At 72.2% G+C, this 17,369-nt stretch carries 15 protein-coding genes; 11 read left to right on the top strand and 4 right to left on the bottom strand.

Going from position 1 to position 17,369, the window contains the following annotated elements:
* Window positions 1-91: 91 nt before the first annotated feature.
* The 11 genes from ACWGJB_RS01375 (at window position 92) to ACWGJB_RS01325 (ending at window position 12,023) form a co-directional block, all read left to right on the top strand.
* A complete protein-coding gene (locus tag ACWGJB_RS01375; protein ID WP_453378581.1) occupies window positions 92-937 on the top strand; it encodes a carbohydrate ABC transporter permease in 846 nt (281 codons plus the stop codon).
* On the top strand, window positions 937-1,785 hold the full coding sequence (locus ACWGJB_RS01370) for a carbohydrate ABC transporter permease (RefSeq protein WP_453378236.1): 849 nt from the start codon (window positions 937-939) through the stop codon (window positions 1,783-1,785). The genes ACWGJB_RS01375 and ACWGJB_RS01370 overlap by 1 nt, the downstream gene beginning before the upstream one ends.
* Window positions 1,782-3,827, top strand: coding sequence for an alpha-galactosidase (locus ACWGJB_RS01365; RefSeq protein WP_453378235.1), 2,046 nt, complete (start codon window positions 1,782-1,784; stop codon window positions 3,825-3,827). The genes ACWGJB_RS01370 and ACWGJB_RS01365 overlap by 4 nt, the downstream gene beginning before the upstream one ends.
* Window positions 3,828-3,867: 40 nt before the next feature.
* Entirely contained in the window at window positions 3,868-4,641 is a 774-nt protein-coding gene (locus ACWGJB_RS01360; RefSeq protein ID WP_453378234.1) for an SDR family NAD(P)-dependent oxidoreductase, read from the top strand.
* 40 nt (window positions 4,642-4,681) lie between these two features.
* The gene (locus tag ACWGJB_RS01355) at window positions 4,682-5,425 is read left to right on the top strand and encodes a FadR/GntR family transcriptional regulator (protein ID WP_453378233.1); all 744 of its coding nucleotides are present in this window, start codon (window positions 4,682-4,684) and stop codon (window positions 5,423-5,425) included.
* Window positions 5,422-6,567, top strand: coding sequence for a galactonate dehydratase (gene dgoD, locus ACWGJB_RS01350; RefSeq protein WP_360479004.1), 1,146 nt, complete (start codon window positions 5,422-5,424; stop codon window positions 6,565-6,567). Before ACWGJB_RS01355 ends, dgoD begins: the two co-directional genes overlap by 4 nt.
* Complete coding sequence (locus tag ACWGJB_RS01345) at window positions 6,567-7,373, top strand: hypothetical protein (protein WP_453378232.1); 807 nt, start codon at window positions 6,567-6,569, stop codon at window positions 7,371-7,373. Before dgoD ends, ACWGJB_RS01345 begins: the two co-directional genes overlap by 1 nt.
* 158 nt (window positions 7,374-7,531) lie before the next feature.
* The gene (locus tag ACWGJB_RS01340; protein WP_453378231.1) at window positions 7,532-8,167 is read left to right on the top strand and encodes a bifunctional 4-hydroxy-2-oxoglutarate aldolase/2-dehydro-3-deoxy-phosphogluconate aldolase; all 636 of its coding nucleotides are present in this window, start codon (window positions 7,532-7,534) and stop codon (window positions 8,165-8,167) included.
* Complete coding sequence (locus ACWGJB_RS01335) at window positions 8,164-9,168, top strand: sugar kinase (RefSeq protein WP_453378230.1); 1,005 nt, start codon at window positions 8,164-8,166, stop codon at window positions 9,166-9,168. The genes ACWGJB_RS01340 and ACWGJB_RS01335 overlap by 4 nt, the downstream gene beginning before the upstream one ends.
* Window positions 9,169-9,304: 136 nt before the next feature.
* Window positions 9,305-11,122: an ABC transporter ATP-binding protein gene (locus ACWGJB_RS01330; RefSeq protein WP_453378229.1), complete on the top strand. Its 1,818-nt coding sequence runs from the start codon at window positions 9,305-9,307 to the stop codon at window positions 11,120-11,122.
* Window positions 11,123-11,357: 235 nt separating this feature from the next.
* Window positions 11,358-12,023, top strand: a complete 666-nt coding sequence (locus ACWGJB_RS01325; protein WP_453378228.1) for an NUDIX domain-containing protein — start codon at window positions 11,358-11,360, stop codon at window positions 12,021-12,023.
* A 120-nt stretch (window positions 12,024-12,143) separates the two neighbouring features.
* Here ACWGJB_RS01325 and ACWGJB_RS01320 read toward each other — a convergent pair whose 3' ends face one another.
* From ACWGJB_RS01320 to ACWGJB_RS01305, 4 genes are read right to left on the bottom strand one after another with little or no spacing between them, the layout of a single operon-like run.
* Window positions 12,144-14,156, bottom strand: a complete 2,013-nt coding sequence (locus ACWGJB_RS01320; RefSeq protein ID WP_453378227.1) for a beta-galactosidase — start codon at window positions 14,154-14,156, stop codon at window positions 12,144-12,146.
* Window positions 14,153-15,475, bottom strand: a complete 1,323-nt coding sequence (locus ACWGJB_RS01315) for a glycoside hydrolase family 36 protein (RefSeq protein WP_453378226.1) — start codon at window positions 15,473-15,475, stop codon at window positions 14,153-14,155. Before ACWGJB_RS01315 ends, ACWGJB_RS01320 begins: the two co-directional genes overlap by 4 nt.
* Before the next feature lie 26 nt (window positions 15,476-15,501).
* Window positions 15,502-16,389: a carbohydrate ABC transporter permease gene (locus tag ACWGJB_RS01310; protein ID WP_351705783.1), complete on the bottom strand. Its 888-nt coding sequence runs from the start codon at window positions 16,387-16,389 to the stop codon at window positions 15,502-15,504.
* Window positions 16,386-17,366 (bottom strand): carbohydrate ABC transporter permease, encoded by a 981-nt coding sequence (locus tag ACWGJB_RS01305; protein ID WP_351705786.1) that lies wholly within the window; start codon window positions 17,364-17,366, stop codon window positions 16,386-16,388. Before ACWGJB_RS01305 ends, ACWGJB_RS01310 begins: the two co-directional genes overlap by 4 nt.
* Window positions 17,367-17,369: the final 3 nt, after the last annotated feature.

The following is a 17,369-nucleotide window of genomic DNA, read 5'->3' as shown; positions in this document are numbered from 1 at the left end:
CGCCGTCTCCCCCGCGGCCGCCGCGGCGGCGGCCCCGGCCCCCCCGGCGCGGGGGGGGGGGGGGGGCGGGGGGCCCCGGCGCACCCCGCCCCTGGTCCTCGCCTTCGTCCTGGTCCCGCTCCTGGCCGAGGCCGTGTGGGTGTTCTGGCCGGCCCTGCAGGGTTTCTACCTCGCCCTCACCAAGTGGGACGGCGTCTCCGCGCCGCAGTTCGTCGGCCTGGACAACTTCCGGGAGATGGCCCACGACGACGTCTTCCGCAGCGCGGCCGGCCACACCGTGCTGTGGCTGGTCCTGTTCGGCGGCCTGTCCGCCGTACTGGGCCTGGCCGCCGCGCTGCTGCTCCAGCAGGAGCGGCGCGGGGTCGGCTTCTACCGGGCCGCGCTGTTCCTGCCGGTGGTCTTCTCCCTGGTCGCCACCGCCCTGGTCTGGCAGGCGATCTACCAGCCCGACGGCGTCCTGAACCGGCTGTTGCAGGGCGTGGGCCTCGGCAGCCTCCAGCACGCCTGGCTCGCCGACCAGGACACCGCCCTGTACGCGGTGATCGTGCCCGCGCTGTGGCGGCAGATCGGCTACGTCATGGTGCTGTATCTCGCCGGCCTCAAGGGCATCGACCCGGCGCTCTACGAGGCCGCCAAGGTCGACGGCGCGAGCGCCCTGCAGCGCTTCCGGCACGTGACCCTGCCCCAACTGCGCAGTGTCAATGCGGTCGTGCTGTCCGTCATCGTCATCGACTCGTTGCGCTCCTTCGACGTCGTCTGGTCGCTCACCCGCGGCGGCCCCTACCACTCGTCCGAACTGCTGAGCACCTACATGTACTCGACCGCCTTCCAGTCGCTGCGACTCGGCTACGGCTCCGCCCTGGCCGTCGTCATCTTCGTCCTCGCCTTCGGGGTCATCGCCTCCTATCTCGTCCGCGCGTTCCGGGAGGCCGACTGATGTCCGCCGACGCGACGGCACTGCGCCGCAGGCGGGCCACCACCGCCGGATTCCATCTGGGCGCCGGTGCGCTGGCCGTGCTGTGGCTGCTGCCCATCGCCCTGGTCCTGGTCACCAGCCTGCGTACCTTCGACGACATCGCCGCGCACGGACTGGGCAGCCGGCCGCACTCCTTCACCCTCGGCAACTTCGGGCAGGCCTGGACCGACGGCGGCCAGCAGCGCGCGCTGATCAACAGCCTGCTGGTGACGGTCCCCAGTGTCCTGGTGACCCTCGCCCTCGCCGCGATGGCCGCGTTCGCCCTCAGCCGCTACGAACTCCCCTTCCGGCGATCCCTGTTGCTCCTGATGCTTGGCGGCAACCTGCTCCCACCGCAGATCCTGCTCATCCCGGTGTCCAAGCTGAGCGAGCTGATGGGCGTCTACGACACCCTGCCCGCGCTCATCGGCGTGCAGATCGGCTTCGGCGTCGGCTTCTACGTCTTCGTCCTGCACGGGTTCATGCGGTCGATCCCGGTCGAGATCCAGCAGGCGGCGGTCGTCGACGGCGCCGGGCCGTGGCAGATCTTCTGGCGGATCATCCTCCCGCTGACCCGGCCCGCCCTGGCCGCCCTCAGCGCCCTGTCCTTCACCTGGATCTTCAACGACCTGCTCTGGGCGATCACCGTCCTGCGCAGCGACACGAAGATGCCGATCACCGCCGCCCTCATCGGACTCCAGGGCCAGTACGTGTCGATGTGGAACGTGATCGCCGCCGGATCGGTCATCGCCGCCGCACCCACGGTCGCCGTGTTCCTGCGCTTCCAGCGGCACTTCGTGGCCGGACTCAACCTGGGGGCGGTCAAGTGACGCACACCCGCTGGACCTTGCGCACGGAGCACACCTCCTACACCGTCCGGCTCTCCCCGGACGGCCCGTGGGCCGAGCTCGAAGCCTGGGGTCCACTCGGCGTCGAGGACGGGCCGTCCGCCCTCGACTGGTCCCACCGCACCCACTTCATCACCCCCGCCGACGCGGCCCCGGCCGAGTATCTGCCGTACGGACTGCGGCCGTTCACCGGCTCCGAGCTGATCGCCGGGGCGGAGCGGGGCGTGTGGTGGGAGTTCGACGGCGCGGAGGAGACAGAGGGCGCGCTGCGGCTCGCCTTCACCGACGAGACGACCGGGCTGCGCACGGTCCTGTGCTACGAGACCGTGCCGGGCACCGATGTGATCCTGCGCTGGGCCGAGTTCACCGCCGCCGGGGAACTCCGCCTGGAACGGCTCGACTCGGCCGCCGTGAACATCCCGGTGGCCGGCGCGGCCCGGCTGACGTACCTCTGCGGGCAGTGGTCGCAGGAGTTCCAGCTCACCCGACTCGACCTCACCCGGGGCACGTTCACCATCGGCAGCCTCCAGGGCGCGCCCGGACACGCGTACGCGCCCTGGCTGGCCGTGCAGAGCGAGGACGCGGCGTACGGCGTCGCTCTCGAATGGTCCGGGAACTGGCACATCACGGCGGAGGCCGAACCCGGCGGCGCCGTGCGGGTCCGCGCCGGACGGGTCCCGCACGAGGGCGCCGTCCTCATGGCCCCGGGGGAGACCCTCAGGACCCCCCGTCTCGCCTGCGCGTTCAGCCCGGAGGGCCTCGACGGCCTGTCCCGGGTCTGGCACCGCTACGAGCGCCACCTCACCGGCGACCGGCTGCACCGCCCCCGCAAGGTGCTCTACAACTCCTGGGAGGCCACCGGCTTCGACGTCGACGCGGCCGGACAGCTGGAGCTGGCGAAGGCGGCCGCGGACATCGGAGCCGAGCTGTTCGTCGTGGACGACGGCTGGTTCACCGGCCGCGCCGACGACACCGGGGGACTGGGCGACTGGTATCCGGACCCGCAGGCGTTCCCGGAGGGCTTCGACCGGTTCGTACGGGACGTCCGCGCCCTCGGCCTGGACTTCGGCCTGTGGGTCGAACCGGAGGCGGTCAGCCCCGGCAGCCGGCTGTACGCCGAACACCCCGAGTGGGTCTACCGCATCGACGGCCGCCCGTCCCGGCTGGTCCGCAACCAGCTGCTCCTGGACCTGGGCCGCACCGACGTCCAGGAGTTCGTCATCGGCACCCTGGACCGGCTGCTCGGCGACTACGACATCGGCTACCTGAAGTGGGACATGAACCGGCCGCCCACCGAGCGCGGCCGCCCCGGTGCCGGCCCCGTCGACCTGGACGCCGAGCACGTCGCCGGATACCTGCGCGTCCTCGACCACCTGCGCACCGCCCACCCGGACGTCACCGTCGAAGGCTGCGCCGGCGGCGGCGGCCGGATCGAGCACGCCACCCTCGCCCGCACCGACGTCGTCTGGCCCAGCGACAACACCGCGCCCCTGGACCGGCTGCGCATCCAGCACGGCTTCCTGCACGCGCACGCCCCGCATCTGATGAGCTCCTGGGTCACCGACGCCCCCGGCATCTTCGACCCGCGGCCGCGCAGCCTCGCCTTCCGCTTCGTCAACGCCATGTGCGGGGTCCTGGGGATCGGCGCCGACCTGCGCGCCTGGACACCCGGTCAACAGGCCGAGGCCGCCCGGTGGATCGCCCGCTACAAGGAGATCCGGGACGTCGTCCACCACGGCGAGGCCCGGCTGCTCGGCACTCCGGACGACACCACCTGCGGAGTGCAGTACGACCACGGTGACCGTACCGTCGTCGCCGCGCTCTCCACCGGCCGCCTCGACGGTGCACCGCTGCTGCCGGGCCGCCCCGACCGGCTCCGGCTGCGAGGCCTGGACCCGGCGGCGCGCTACCGGGACACGGCGACGGGAACGACGTACGGCGGAGCCCATCTGCTCCACTACGGCCTGCCGTTCGCCTGGAGCGCCGATCACGATGCCGACCTGGTGGTGCTGACCCGCCGGTAGGACGCATATGTTTCCTGCAGCTCACCCTCTAAGGAGCCCGATGGACCAGTCCGTACGACGGTACGGTGCCCGCTTCACCGGCCGTACCGCCGTGGTGACCGGAGCCGCCTCCGGCATCGGCGCCGCCACCGCCGAACGCCTCGCCCGGGAGGAGGCCGCCGTCGTCCTCGTCGACATCGCGGACGAACGCGGGCAGGCCGTGGTGGACGGGATCACCAAGGACGGCGGCCGGGCCCGGTACGTGCACGCCGACGTCGCCGCCGAGGACGACTGGGCCCGGATCGTCACCGCCGCCCACGCCTACGGGCCGGTCGACGTGCTCGTCAGCAACGCCTACACCGTCGACGTCGCACCGGCGCACGAGCTGTCGGCCGAGTCCTGGCAGCGGCAGCTCTCCGTCAACCTCACGGCGAGCTTCCTCGGCTTCAAGGCGGCCCTGCCCGACCTGCGGGCCGGCCGCGGGGCCGTGGTGCTCACCTCGTCGGTGCACGCCCACGCCGGCATCCCCGGACACCCCGCCTACGCGGCGGCCAAAGGCGCCCTGCTCTCCCTGTGCGGGCAGCTCGCCGTCGAGTACGGGCCCGAGGTACGCGTCAACGCGGTGCTGCCCGGGCCGATCCTGACCGGCGCCTGGGACCGGGTGACACCCGCCGAGCGGGAGCGCAGCGTCGCGCAGACCGCCGCCCGCCGGTTCGGCACGCCCGAGGAGGTGGCCGCGGCGATCGCGTTCCTCTGCGCCGACGAGGCCTCCTTCATCACCGGGTCCAGGCTGGTCGTGGACGGCGGCTGGAGTGTCGTGAAGGACTCCGAGTGAGCGCCGCCGAACCACGTCGTGAACAGAAAGGCTGTACGACATGACGCCCTACGCCCGCCGCGGTGTGCACGGCCAGACCGTGGAGGCCCTGGCGCGCCGCATCCTGGGCGGTGAGATCCCGGAAGGGGCCACCCTCGACCTGGTGGCGCTGCAGAGTGAACTCGACGTCAGTCTCACCGCCCTGCGCGAGTCCCTCAAGGTGCTCGCCGCCAAGGGCATGGTCGACGCCCGCCAGAAACGCGGCACCTTCGTGCGGGCCCGAGCGGACTGGAACCTGCTCGACGCCGACGTGCTGCGCTGGCAGTTCGAGGGTGCCGGTACGGCCGACGCCGACCGGTCGCTGCTGCACAACCTCGCGGAGGTCCGGGCGATCATCGAACCGGCCGCCGTCCGGCTCGCCGCCCAGCGCCGCACCGAGGCCGACCTGGTGGCCCTGGAGGACGCCCTGGACGCCATGGGACGGCACGACGCCGCCGACCCGGGTCACGCCGTCGACGCCGACCTCGCCTTTCACCGCGCCCTGCTCGCCGCCACCCACAACGAACTGCTCGAACGTATGGAGATGGTGATCGAGTCGGGGCTCGCCCACCGCGACCGCCTCGTGCACAGCTCCCCGCACAGCGAGCCCCCCGTCCCCGCCCACCGCGCCGTCCTGGACGCCGTCCGCGACGGCGACCCCGAGGCGGCCGAGCGCGCCATGCGTGCCCTGCTCGACCAGGCGGGCCGCGACCTGGCGCGGCTCGACGGCACCGACGACGACCCGAAAGGCAGCGGCGGTCAGTGAAGATCGAACGAATAGAGACCTTCCTCGTCCCGCCACGCTGGCTGTTCTGCCGCGTCGAGACCGACGAAGGCGTGGTGGGCTGGGGCGAACCCGTCGTCGAGGGCCGCGCCGAGGTCGTACGCGCGGCCATCGAGGTCCTCGCCGAGTACCTGGTGGGGCAGGACCCGCTGCGCGTCCAGGACCACTGGCAGGTGCTCACCAAGGGCGGCTTCTACCGGGGCGGCCCCGTCCTGTCCAGCGCCGTCGCCGGACTCGACCAGGCGCTGTGGGACATCGCCGGCAAGACCTACGGCGCGCCCGTGCACGCCCTGCTCGGCGGTCCGGTACGCGACCGGGTCCGGGTCTACGCCTGGGTCGGCGGCGACGAACCGGCCGAGCTCACCGAGCAGGTCGCGGCCCAGGTGGAGGCGGGCTTCACCGCGGTGAAGATGAACGCCGCCGGGGCCACCTCGCCGATCACCACGGCGTCGGAGACCGCGGCTGTGGTCGCCCGGGTGGCGGCCGCCCGGGACGCCCTCGGCCCCGACCGCGATGTCGCCGTCGACTTCCACGGCCGCTTCACCGCCGCCAGCGCCCGCCGCGTCCTGACCGAACTCGCCCCCCTGCACCCGCTGTTCGTGGAGGAACCCGTCGTCCCCGAGCAGGGCCACCTGCTGCCCGGCCTGGTCACGGCGAGCCCGGTACCCCTGGCCACCGGCGAACGCCTGTACTCGCGCGCCGAGTTCCTGCCCGTCCTCGCCGCCGGCATCGCGGTCGCCCAGCCGGACCTGTCCCACGCGGGCGGCATCTCCGAGGTGCACCGCATCGCCTCGCTCGCGGAGACCTACGGTGCACAGCTCGCCCCGCACTGCCCGCTCGGGCCCATCGCGCTGGCGGCGAGCCTCCAGGTCGCGTTCGCCACACCCAACTTCCTGATCCAGGAGCAGAGCCGGGGTATCCACTACAACAAGGACGCCGATCTCCTCTCCTACCTGGTCGACCCCGAACCCTTCCGGTTCGTCGACGGGCACGCCCGGCGCGGTGACGCCCCGGGGCTGGGCATCACCGTCGACGAGGCGGCCGTACGCGCGGCCGACCGGGCCGGCCACCACTGGCGCAACCCGGTGTGGCGGCACCCCGACGGCTCGTTCGCGGAGTGGTGATGGACGTCCTGACCGACCTCGCCCACGGCGGGCGCTGGACCTCCCTGCGCCACGGCGGCCGCGAATGGCTGTGGCGGCGCGAGGTCGCCGAACGCGACGGTGTGGCACCGGGCGACGCGTTCGTGGACGCGGGGGGACTGGAGGAGTGCGTCCCCACCGTGCGCGGCACCCCCGACCACGGGGACGCCTGGTCCCGGGCCTGGACCCGGGAGGGGGACGGCGAGCGCGTCCACTGCGAACACTTCACCCTGACGCGCACGCTGAGCGGTACGGCCGACGGTGTGCAGGCCGACTACGTCCTGACGGCCGAGCCCGGCTTCCGCTTCCTCTGGGCCGCGCACGCGCTGCTGGACCTCTCCGAGGAGGCCGTGGTGAAGGCCCGGGACGGGGCGCCGACCCGGTTGTTCCCGGAGGCGGCGCCCCTGGTGAACCGTCCCTGGCCGGACGGCGCCCGCTGGCTGGAGGGCGCCTGGCCCGCGCCTCTGGGGCTGCGGCTGGACCGGTTCGGGCCGGACGACGGCACGGCGGCCGGGGCCGTGGTGGCGGGCGGCCGGTGCTGTGTGCACGACGAGGGGGACCGGCTCTCCTTCGCCGTCGAGGCGGACGGACAGCCCCTCTCCGTCGCCCTGTGGCGCAACCTCGGCGGCTTCCCGGCCGGCCGGCCCTACCGCAGTACGGGCGTCGAGCCCATGCTCGGCCGGGTCTTCGACCTCGCCGACGCCGGCCCGGACGACACGGCCCGCGTCGGCGCCTCGGGCGAGGTCCGCTGGCGCCTCACCGTGAGCCCCGCCTGCCGCTGCCCCTAGCCGACACCCGACGCCCCTGGAGAAACCCTCACCGTGGACGGTGCCCGACGCCACTGAGAGCCCGAACCTCAGGAGGCGACCGGTGCCCCCTGAGCCCCGAGCCGTAGAGGCGACCGACGCCCGCCCCGGAAACCCGAACCGTAGAAGGAGCCCTGGCCGTGGATCTGCGCGCCGCTCTCACCTCCCGACGACTGCTCGCCATCGTGCGCGGCACCGACCCGGACGCCGCCCTGCGTACCGTGCTGACCCTGGCCGAGGAGGGCATCGAACTGATCGAGGTGTCCCTCAGCGGCACGGACGCGCTCGCCGTCCTGGCCCGGGCCCGCAAGGAGCTGGGGCCCGACCGGCCGCTGGGCGCCGGCACCGTGCTGACCGCCGCGGACGCGCGGGCCGCCCACCACGCGGGCGCCACCTTCGCGGTCACCCCCGGCCTCGGCGCCGGCGTCGACACCGCGCTGGACCTCGGCATGCCGGTCCTGGCGGGCGTGCTGACCCCCACCGACGTCATCGCCGCGCAGGCCCGGGGCGCGGCCGCGCTGAAGCTCTTCCCCGCCGCCGAGGCCGGGGGAGCGGCCTATCTGAAGGCGTTGCGCGGCCCGTTCCCCGACGCCGTGCTGGTCCCGGTGGGCGGTGTCGACGTGCCCGCCGCGCGTGCCTACCTGGCCGCCGGGGCGACCGCCGTCGGCGTCGGCTCACCCCTGGTCGGCGACGCGGCCGAGGGTGGCAGCATCGCCGAACTCCGCGACCGGGCCCGGGCGTTCCTGGCCGCCGTGGCGGAGGACGGACCGGCATGACGGCACCCTGGCGGCCGGCCCCGGGACGGGTCGTCTGCGTCGGCGAGACCATGGCGGCCCTGGCCCCCGACCCGCCCCGCCCGCTGGCGGAGGCGGAGCAACTGCGGCTGTCCACGGCGGGCGCGGAGTCCAACGTGGCCATGTACCTCACGGACCACGGCATCCCGGCGCTCTGGCTCTCGGCCGTCGGCGACGATCCACTGGGCCACCGGGTGCGTGCGGCGGTCGCCGCCGCCGGGGTCGACGTCAGCCATGTGCGCACCGACCCGCACCGGCCCACGGGCCTCCTCGTCAAGAACCCCGGCCCCACCGGAACCCGTGTCCACTACTACCGCACCGGTTCGGCGGCCTCGGCCCTGGGCCCGGACCTGTTGGACGGCGAACCGCTGCGCTCCGCCGCCCTTGTGCACCTCACCGGCATCACCCCCGCCCTTTCGCCGTCCTGCCGCGACCTGGTGACCCGCGCCCTCGCCGCGCCGGCCGGCGAACGGCCGTACGCCATCAGCTTCGACGTCAACCACCGCGCCGCCCTGTGGCCGGACGGCACGGCACCCGGGGCCCTGCGCGCCCTCGCCGACCGGGCCGACATCGTGCTCGTGGGCCTGGACGAGGCACAGCGGCTGTGGGGCGACGGCCTGACCGTCACCGGCGTGCGGGACCTGCTGCCCGGTCCACGGATCCTCGTCGTCAAGGACGGCGACCGGGCCGCCACGGCCGTCACCGCGGACGGCTCGTGCACGGTGCCCGCGCTGCGTACGACGGTGGTGGAACCCGTGGGCGCGGGCGACGCGTTCGCGGCGGGCTTCCTGGCCGTGCTGCTGCACGGCGGGACGACCGCCCGTGCGCTGCGGCTCGGCCACATCACCGCGGTCTCCGCCCTCAAGGTGACCGGGGATCACGGTCCGCTGCCCGACCCGGTGGCGGTCGAGCGGCTCCTCGGCCTCGCGGACGCGGACTGGGAGCGGTACGAGGACGGGATCGACCGCGTGTTCGCACAGTAGCCGCCGTCCGGAAAACACGTGGACTCCGTGACCGTCGTCACGGCACACTTCCCTTTCCTGACCTGCCGATTCGAGGCCGCCGCAGACCATGCGCCGGTCGGCTCGGCATGCCGTACGACGACTACACAGGGTTGAGATGACATCCTCGGTCGATTTACCTGCGAGCGGACCGCAAAAAGGTGCCGTCGTGCTCGCGCTTCGTTACTACGGACGGGAACTGGCGCGGCTCAAGCGGTTCACCCTGCCCGGAATGCTGCTGCCGGCACTCGGCAACATCGGAATCAACTACGGGGCCCCGCTGGTCGTGGCCAAGCTGGTCGGCCGGATCGCCGACGGCCACGGCCTGGGCTTCGGTGCCGCACTGCCGTACGTCCTCGGCTTCGGCGGTGTCCTGCTGCTGGCGGAGGTGTTCTGGCGGATCGGTCTGCACTGCCTGAACCGTCTGGACGCGCTCGGCATCGAGCAGTTGTACGTCATCGGCATGGACGAACTGTTCGCCAAGGACTCCGCGTTCTTCCACGACAACTTCGCCGGGTCGCTCACCAAGCGGGTGCTGAGCTTCGCGACCCGCTTCGAGGAGTTCGCCGACACGCTCACCTTCAACATCGTGGGCAGCTTCGTGCCCCTGTTGTTCGGGTCGGTGGTGCTCTGGCGCTATGAACCGCTCCTGGTCATCGGGCTGTTGACGATGATCGGAGTCACCGCGGTGTGCGTGGTGCCGCTGATCCGACGGCGGCAGCGGCTGGTCGCCCAGCGGGAGGAGGCCATCGCGCGGGTGTCCGGCCACGTCGCCGACAGCCTGATGAACATGGACACGGTCCGGGCGTTCGCCGCCGAGGGGCGGGAGGCCGCCGAACACCGGTCCCGGGTGGCCGAGTCGAGGCGGCGCACCCTGCGCTCCTGGGACTACGGCAACCTGCGCATCGACACGTTCGTCGCACCGATGTCCGTCGCGACCAACGCGCTGGGCCTGCTGCTCGCGGTGGGGCTGGCCGGCGGCGGCCACGGTGTGGAGGCGGTCGTGGTCGCCTTCACCTACTACACCAACGCGACCCGGATCATGTTCGAGTTCAACCAGATCTACCGGCGCATGGAGAGTTCCATGACGGAGGCGGCCCAGTTCACCGAGCTGCTTCTGGAGCCGCCCACCGTGCTGGACCCGGTGACTCCGGAGCCGCTCGCGCCGCGGGCCGCCGACGTCCGCTTCGAGAGGGTCTCCTTCACCCACGCGGGCGCCAAACCGCTGTTCGAGGGACTGGAGCTGGACGTGCCCAGCGGCTCGAAGTTCGGGTTCGTCGGCCGGTCGGGCGGCGGCAAGACCACCCTCACCCGGCTGCTGCTGCGGATGACCGACATCGACGCCGGACGGATCACCATCGGCGGCCAGGACATCAGCCGGCTGCGCCAGTGCGACCTGCGCAGCCAGATCGCCTACGTCCCGCAGGACCCGGCGATGTTCCACCGCACCCTGCGGGACAACATCGCCTTCGCCCGGCCCGACGCCGACGACGCCGAGATCCGGCTCGCCGCCGAGGCGGCCCACGTCACGGAGTTCGCCGACGCGCTGCCGGACGGCTTCGAGACGATGGTCGGCGAGCGTGGCGTCAAGCTCTCCGGCGGCCAGCGCCAGCGGGTCGCCCTGGCCCGGGCGATCCTGCGGAACGCCCCGATCCTGCTCCTGGACGAGGCGACCAGCGCGCTGGACTCCGAGAGCGAGATGCTCGTCCAGGAGGCGCTGTGGCGGCTCATGGAGGGGCGTACGGCACTGGTGGTGGCGCACCGGCTGAGCACGGTCGCCTCCATGGACCGGCTCGTGGTCCTGGACCGTGGCCGGATCGTCGAGCAGGGCACGCACCACGAACTGCTCACCGCCGAGGGCGCCTACGCCAAGCTCTGGCAGCACCAGTCGGGCGGCTTCCTCGACGAGGGCCCGGCACCGGCCGAAGTGCACTAGGCGCTCCGCTGGAGGAGCGGGGGGGGGTGTCGGTTGTCTGCGGCTTCGCCGTGGCAGGTCGCGCCCACGCGGCGGAGCCGCACAGGGATACCGCCCCGCGCCCCTTCGGGGGCGCGCTGCCGAACCGTGGCGGACTTCGCCCGGCCTGCTCGGAAGACGCCTGCCGGACGCGGGCGGGTGGTACACAGGTGATCATGAGCCAAGTGAACGCCCCCGCCCGCCCGGCGGGCCTGCGATGACCGCCGGGACCGACACCCCCGACCGCCGGGGCCGCACCGGACTCGACCGCACCGGCCTGGACCTGACCGGCAACCCGCGCGTGCAGGTCCGGGAGGTGAAACTGCTGTCCAGCCACTGGTACGTCGAGCGGGCCACCACCTTCGACTACCAGCACGCCGACGGCACCTGGCACACCGAGGAACGCGAGACCCACGACCGCGGCAACGGCGCCACCCTCCTCCTCTACGACGCCGAGCACGAAACCGTCCTGCTCACCCGCCAGTTCCGCTTCCCCGTGTACGTCAACGGCCACCCCGACGGCATGCTGATCGAGACCCCGGCGGGCCTCCTGGACGCCGAGGACGAGCACCCGGAACACGCGGTCCGCCGGGAGGTGGTCGAGGAGACCGGGCACACCGTCGGCGACGTCCAGCATGTCTTCGACGTCTACATGAGCCCCGGCTCGGTCACCGAACGGATCTCCTTCTACGCGGCCGCCTACACCCCCGCCACCCGCACCCACGAGGGCGGCGGACTGGACGAGGAGGGCGAGGACATCGAAATCCTCGAACTCCCCTTCCGACAGGCGCTGCAGATGATCCGCACAGGGGAGATCGCCGACGCCAAGACGATCATGCTGCTGCAATGGGCGGCACTGGAGGGCCCGTTCGCATCCAAGTGAGACCAGCCCCCGCGCACCTTCCAGGACGCGGGGGCTGTCGCGCCCCTTCAGGGGCGCGGGGAACTGCGCGACCGGCCACGGCGAACCCGCAGCAGCCCGACCGCCTTACCGCCCCCGGCGCTACGCGCTCCGGCGCGGCTCCCGGACCACGGCGATCTCGCCCGGAGCCACCACAACCGCCCCGTCGGCCGGCTTCCCGGACAGCAGCTCCACCGACTCGGCCGACACCGCGACCTCGGCACCCTCCCCGGCGTGGTCGATCACGAACACGTAGTCCGCGTCCGTACCGCGCCGCAGGACGACCTCCACGCCCGCCGGCGCGGTGCGGCCCGCGGCCACGCCCGCCTCCGCGCGGATCCGGTCGAGCAGCCCCGCCAGGGTCTCCGCGTCCGGCAGCGTCGCCAGGTACCAGGCGCTGCCCGTGCCGTACGCGTGCCGGGTCACCGCCGGGACACCGGCCAGAGGGCCGTCGGCGTACGACGTGACCACCTCGGCGCCCTCCGCCCGCACTCGCTCCGACCAGAGCGAGCCCGTGCCGCCCTCGCTCAGCGCCACCCGCTCATCCGGCAGCAGCGGGAACAGCTCGTCCGTGCGGACGCCCAGCACCTCCCGGAACGCCCCGGGGTAACCGCCCAGCCGCACATGGCTGTGCTCGTCCACCATGCCGCTGTGGAAACCGATGGCGAGCGTGCCGCCGGCCTCCGCGAAGGCGGTGAGGTTCGCCGCGCCCGCGTCGTCCACCAGGTACAGGCTCGGGGCCAGTACCACCTTGTACGCCGACAGGTCCGCCTCCGGCCGGACGAAGTCCACGGCGACGCCCGCCCGCCACATCGGCTCGTACCAGGAGCGGACCAGGTCCAGGTAGCGCAGCTCGCCGCTCGGCTGGGAGGGGAACTCCACCGCCCAGCGGGCGTCCCAGTCCCAGACCACGGCCACCTCGGCGGTGCCGGTGCTGCCGCGCACCTCCGCCAACGCCCGCAGGTCCGCGCCGAGCCGGACCACGTCCCGCCAGATCTGGCTGTCGGTCCCGGCGTGCGGCAGCATCGCGGAGTGCCACTGCTCGGCACCGGCCTTCGCCGCCCGCCACTGGAAGTAGCAGATGCCGTCCGCGCCGTGCGCCAGATGGGCGAGCGCGTTGCGCCGCAACTCACCCGGTCTCTTCGCCCGGTTGACGGGCTGCCAGTTCACCGCGCCCGTCGAGTGCTCCATCAGCAGCCACGGCCCGCCCGCCAGTGACCGCATCACATCGCCGCTGAGCGCGATGTCGATCTCCGACTCGGGGTCGGCGGACATCAGGTAATGGTCGTTGGCCACCACGTCCAGCTCCGGTGCCCAGCGCCAGTAGTCGAGGGCGTCGAAGTTGTGCATCACCATGAAGTTGGTGGTGGCGGGGATCGAGGGGGCCGCCTCCCGGAGCACGTCGCGCTCCGCCGTGTACAGCGACAGCAGCTCGTCCGAGCAGAACCGCCGCCAGTCCAGCTGGTGCGTCGGGTTGGGTACGGCACCGGTCGCGCGGGGCGGCAGGATCTCGTCCCAGTCGTAGTACCACTGGCTCCAGAAGGTGGTGCCCCAGGCGCGGTTGAGGGCGGCCAAGGCGTCGCCGTACCGGGCCCGCAGCCAGCGGCGGAAGGACTCGGCGCTGGTGTCGCAGTAGCAGGCCGCGTTGTGGCAGCCGTACTCGTTGTGGACGTGCCACATCTTCACGGCCGGGTGGCTCGCGTACCGCTCGGCGATGGCGTCGGCGATCCTGAGCGCGGCCTCGCGGTAGGCGGGGCTGCTCGGGCAGAACGTCTGGCGGCTGCCGTAGGACAGGGTGCGGCCGTCGTGGTCCACCGGGAGCGCCTCGGGGTGCGCGCGGAAGAACCAGGCCGGCGGGGCGGCCGTCGGGGTGGCGAGGTCGGCGGCGATGCCGTTCTCGTGGAGGAGATCGAGGATCTTGTCCATCCGCGAGAAGTCGTGGACACCCTCGGACGGCTCCATCAGCGCCCACGAGAAGATGCCGACGCTCACCATGTTGACGCCCGCCTCGCGCATCAGGCGGATGTCCTCGGCCCACACCTCCTCGGGCCACTGTTCGGGGTTGTAGTCGCCGCCGTAGACGATGCCCGGGACGGAGAGGGTGCGGTCGCTCATCGGTTGACTCCGGTAACTCCGGTGAGAAGGCGGCGGGTCGTGTCCACGCCCCACGGGTCGAGGGAGAGCAGCCGGTCGCTGGAGGCGACCAGGCCGCCGACGGCCTCCACATGGGCCGCCCAGCGGGCGCGGGTCTCCACGGCGGGGCGGGCCATCAGGCAGTCGGGGTCGTTGATCCAGAGCCGGCCGTGCTGCCACTGGCGGCCGACCCCGGTGAACTCGGCCGGGTCCTGGCCCGGTTGGCTGTAGTCGCCGGCCTCGGCGCGGCGGTGCGGGGCCGTGTCGGGGCTGACCCGCATCGCGTCGAAGAGGCCGATGGAGGGCAGGATCGGCGCACCGCAGCCCAGCAGGTAGGCGTCGGCGCCGATGGCCTCCCGGATCAGGGCGATGCCGAGCCGGTACGCGGTGAGCGGGTCCGCGCCCGAGTGCCGTACGCCGTCCATCGCGCCCGCGTAGAGGAAGTCGACCTTGAAGTAGTCGTAGCCCTCGGCGCGCAGCGTGGCGAAGACGTCGGTGAGGTAGGCCGCGGCGGCCGGGTGGGTGGTGTCCAGGACGTACAGGGCGTGGCCCCAGTTGCGGCCCGCGTGCAGCGGGTTGCCGTCGGGGTCGCGGACCAGCCAGTCCGGGTACGTCTCGGCGAGCGCGCTCGCCGGGTCGACCAGGAAGGGCGCCGTCCAGATGCCCGCCCGGCGGCCGCGGGCGCGGATGGCGTCCGCGATGCCCCGCCGCGAGCGGAAGCGGCCGGAGAGGTTCAGCCAGTCGCCCAGGGCGCTCTGGTAGCCGTCGTCGATCTGCACCACGTCGATCGGCAGGTCGAGGGTGTCCATCGCGCGCAGGTTCTCGTGGATGTCGTCCTCGGTGACGGCCGTGAAGTACTCGTACCAGGAGCACCAGACGGTGGGCGCCGGGCGGGGCGCCGGCACGGCCAGGGAGTCGGCCCAGTCGGCCAGCACGGACTGGATGTCCGCGCCGGTCCACTCCTTGACCGGGCCGTCGGCCTCGACCTCCGCGACACCGCCGGCGACGGTCAGCCGGACCGACGGCACCTCGTGCAGCGGGTCCGTCGCCGCCCAGAGCCGGACCGGGGAGCCGTCGCCCGGGTCGAGCGCCAGCAGGCCCTCGCCCTGGAAGGCCCCGGCGGGCACACCGCGGCCGGGGCGGTAGCACACGGTCGCCCAGTTGTCGTTCGTCGGGCGGTGCGGGGCGGCGCCGAGGGGGTAGGAGCCGCTCGGCGACCAGGACTGCCAGCCCTCCTCGTGGACACGGGCGGTGCGCGTGTCCACGGGCAAGGAGGCGACCGGGGTGAACGGGTTGTGCACGGGGTTCTCTTTCGGAGGGGGCCGGGTCAGCCCTTGGCGGAGCCCAGGGTCAGACCGCTGACGAACTGCTTCTGGAGCGCGAAGTACACGACCAGTGTCGGGATCGCGGTGAGCAGGGAACCGGCGGCGACCAGGTTCGGGTCTGTGAAGTACTGGCCCGAGAGGTTGTTCAGCGCCGAGGTGATCGGCATGTTCTCACCGGTCGAGATCAGCACCAGGGCCCAGAAGAAGTCGTTGTAGATCCAGATCGACAACAGGGTCGCCAGGGCCGCCATCGCCGGCCGGCACAGCGGCAGCGTGATCTGCCAGTACAGCCGCCACACCGACGCGCCGTCCACCAGCGCGGCCTCGGTCAGCTCGTGCGGCAGCGACCGCATGTAGTTGCTGAGCACGAACGCGCAGAACCCGGACTGGAACGCCACATGGATCAGCACCAGGCCGAGCGCCGAGTCGTACAGCTTGCCGCTCTGCGTGATGCCCGGCAGGTTCGTCAGCAGGTACAGCCGGTACAGCGGGGTGATGATGACCTGCTGCGGCAGCAGGTTGCCCGCGGTGAACACCAGCAGCAGCGCCAGGTTGAGCCGGAAGTCGAAGCGGCTGACGTAGAACGCGACCATCGACGACAGGAACAGCGTGAGCAGCACGGCCGGGACCGCGATGATCAGCGTGTTCATGAAGTAGTGGGTCATGTCCGACTGCGTGAACGCGTTCTTGAAGTTGTCGAAGTTCAGCGTGTGCGGCCAGGACACGTAACCGCGGTCGCTGGTCTCGCTGTACGGGCGCAGCGCCGAGAAGATCGCCCACAGCAGCGGGGCGAGCCACGCCAGCGCCGTGACGGCGAGGAAGACGTGCAGCAGGACGCGGGCCGGACGGATCGGGGTGCGCTGTTTGGCCAGCGCGCTCACGGTGCTCATGCGCGCCGCTCCTTCCGGAAGGTCGCGATCAGATACGGGATGATCACGATCAGGGAGATGAACAGCAGCACCACCGCGATCGCCGAGCCGTAACCGATGCGGCTGGACTCGCCGATGATGTTGTTGGTCACCAGGATGGAGAGCAACTCGGTGCCCTGGGCGCCCTTGTTGAAGACGAAGACCAGGTCGAAGGCGCGCAGCGCCTCGATGATGGTGACGACCAGGACGACCGTGTTGGTGGGCCGCAGGGTCGGGAAGATGACGTTCTTGAACGTCTGCCACTCGTTGGCGCCGTCGAGGGCCGAGGCCTCGCGCAGCGACGGGTCGACGCTCTTAAGTCCGGCCAGGTACAGGATCATCATGTAGCCGGCGTGCCGCCAGGAGGCGGCGATCAGGACCGCCCACAGGTTGAGCTTCGGGTCACCGATCCAGTCGATGTAGTGGCCCGGCTTGTTGGCGCCGATGATGCTGTTGATCAGGCCCGTGTCCGGGTTGTAGATCAGCTGCCAGACGAACCCGATGCACGCCATGGAGATGACGACCGGCAGGAAGAACGCCGTCTGGTAGACCCGGGTGAACCGGATCCTCTTGTCCAGCTGCACGGCCAGGAACAGGCCGAACGGCGTCGGGATCAGGATGAGGACGACGAACCAGATGATGTTGTGCTGGACCGCGGGCCAGAACTGCGGGTTGTCGCTGAAGAGTTGCTGGAAGTTGTCGAGCCCGACCCACTTGATGGAGTCGAAGCCGATGCCGTCCCAGGTGGTGAAGGCCAGCAGGATCGAGGCGAGTGCGGTCACCCAGACGAGCAGGACATGGAGGACCGTCGGCACGCCGGCCATGAAGGCCAGCGTGATGCGGTCGCGGCGGGTCAGCAGGCGCTTGTGCCCCTGCCGGACCCGCTTCTTCTCGGACGCGCGCCCAGGAGGCGGCACGGCGGCCGCCTCCTGGGACTTCGTGGTGGTTTCAGTCGTCATTCA

The sequence above is a fragment of the Streptomyces sp. NPDC054813 genome, assembly GCF_053611365.1.
Note: the sequence above shows the minus strand (reverse complement) of the source record. Positions and strands in the feature narration are given on the sequence as shown.

Excerpts from the sequence above, each read along its gene's own strand:
- ACWGJB_RS01320 (WP_453378227.1), bottom strand. The coding sequence starts at position 14,156 with ATGAGCGACCGCACCCTCTCCGTCCCGGGCATCGTCTACGGCGGCGAC.
- ACWGJB_RS01355 (WP_453378233.1), top strand. The coding sequence starts at position 4,682 with ATGACGCCCTACGCCCGCCGCGGTGTGCACGGCCAGACCGTGGAGGCC.
- ACWGJB_RS01310 (WP_351705783.1), bottom strand. The coding sequence starts at position 16,389 with ATGAGCACCGTGAGCGCGCTGGCCAAACAGCGCACCCCGATCCGTCCG.
- ACWGJB_RS01370 (WP_453378236.1), top strand. The coding sequence starts at position 937 with ATGTCCGCCGACGCGACGGCACTGCGCCGCAGGCGGGCCACCACCGCC.
- ACWGJB_RS01360 (WP_453378234.1), top strand. The coding sequence starts at position 3,868 with ATGGACCAGTCCGTACGACGGTACGGTGCCCGCTTCACCGGCCGTACC.
- ACWGJB_RS01335 (WP_453378230.1), top strand. The coding sequence starts at position 8,164 with ATGACGGCACCCTGGCGGCCGGCCCCGGGACGGGTCGTCTGCGTCGGC.
- ACWGJB_RS01305 (WP_351705786.1), bottom strand. The coding sequence starts at position 17,366 with ATGACGACTGAAACCACCACGAAGTCCCAGGAGGCGGCCGCCGTGCCG.
- ACWGJB_RS01330 (WP_453378229.1), top strand. The coding sequence starts at position 9,305 with ATGACATCCTCGGTCGATTTACCTGCGAGCGGACCGCAAAAAGGTGCC.
- ACWGJB_RS01345 (WP_453378232.1), top strand. The coding sequence starts at position 6,567 with ATGGACGTCCTGACCGACCTCGCCCACGGCGGGCGCTGGACCTCCCTG.
- ACWGJB_RS01325 (WP_453378228.1), top strand. The coding sequence starts at position 11,358 with ATGACCGCCGGGACCGACACCCCCGACCGCCGGGGCCGCACCGGACTC.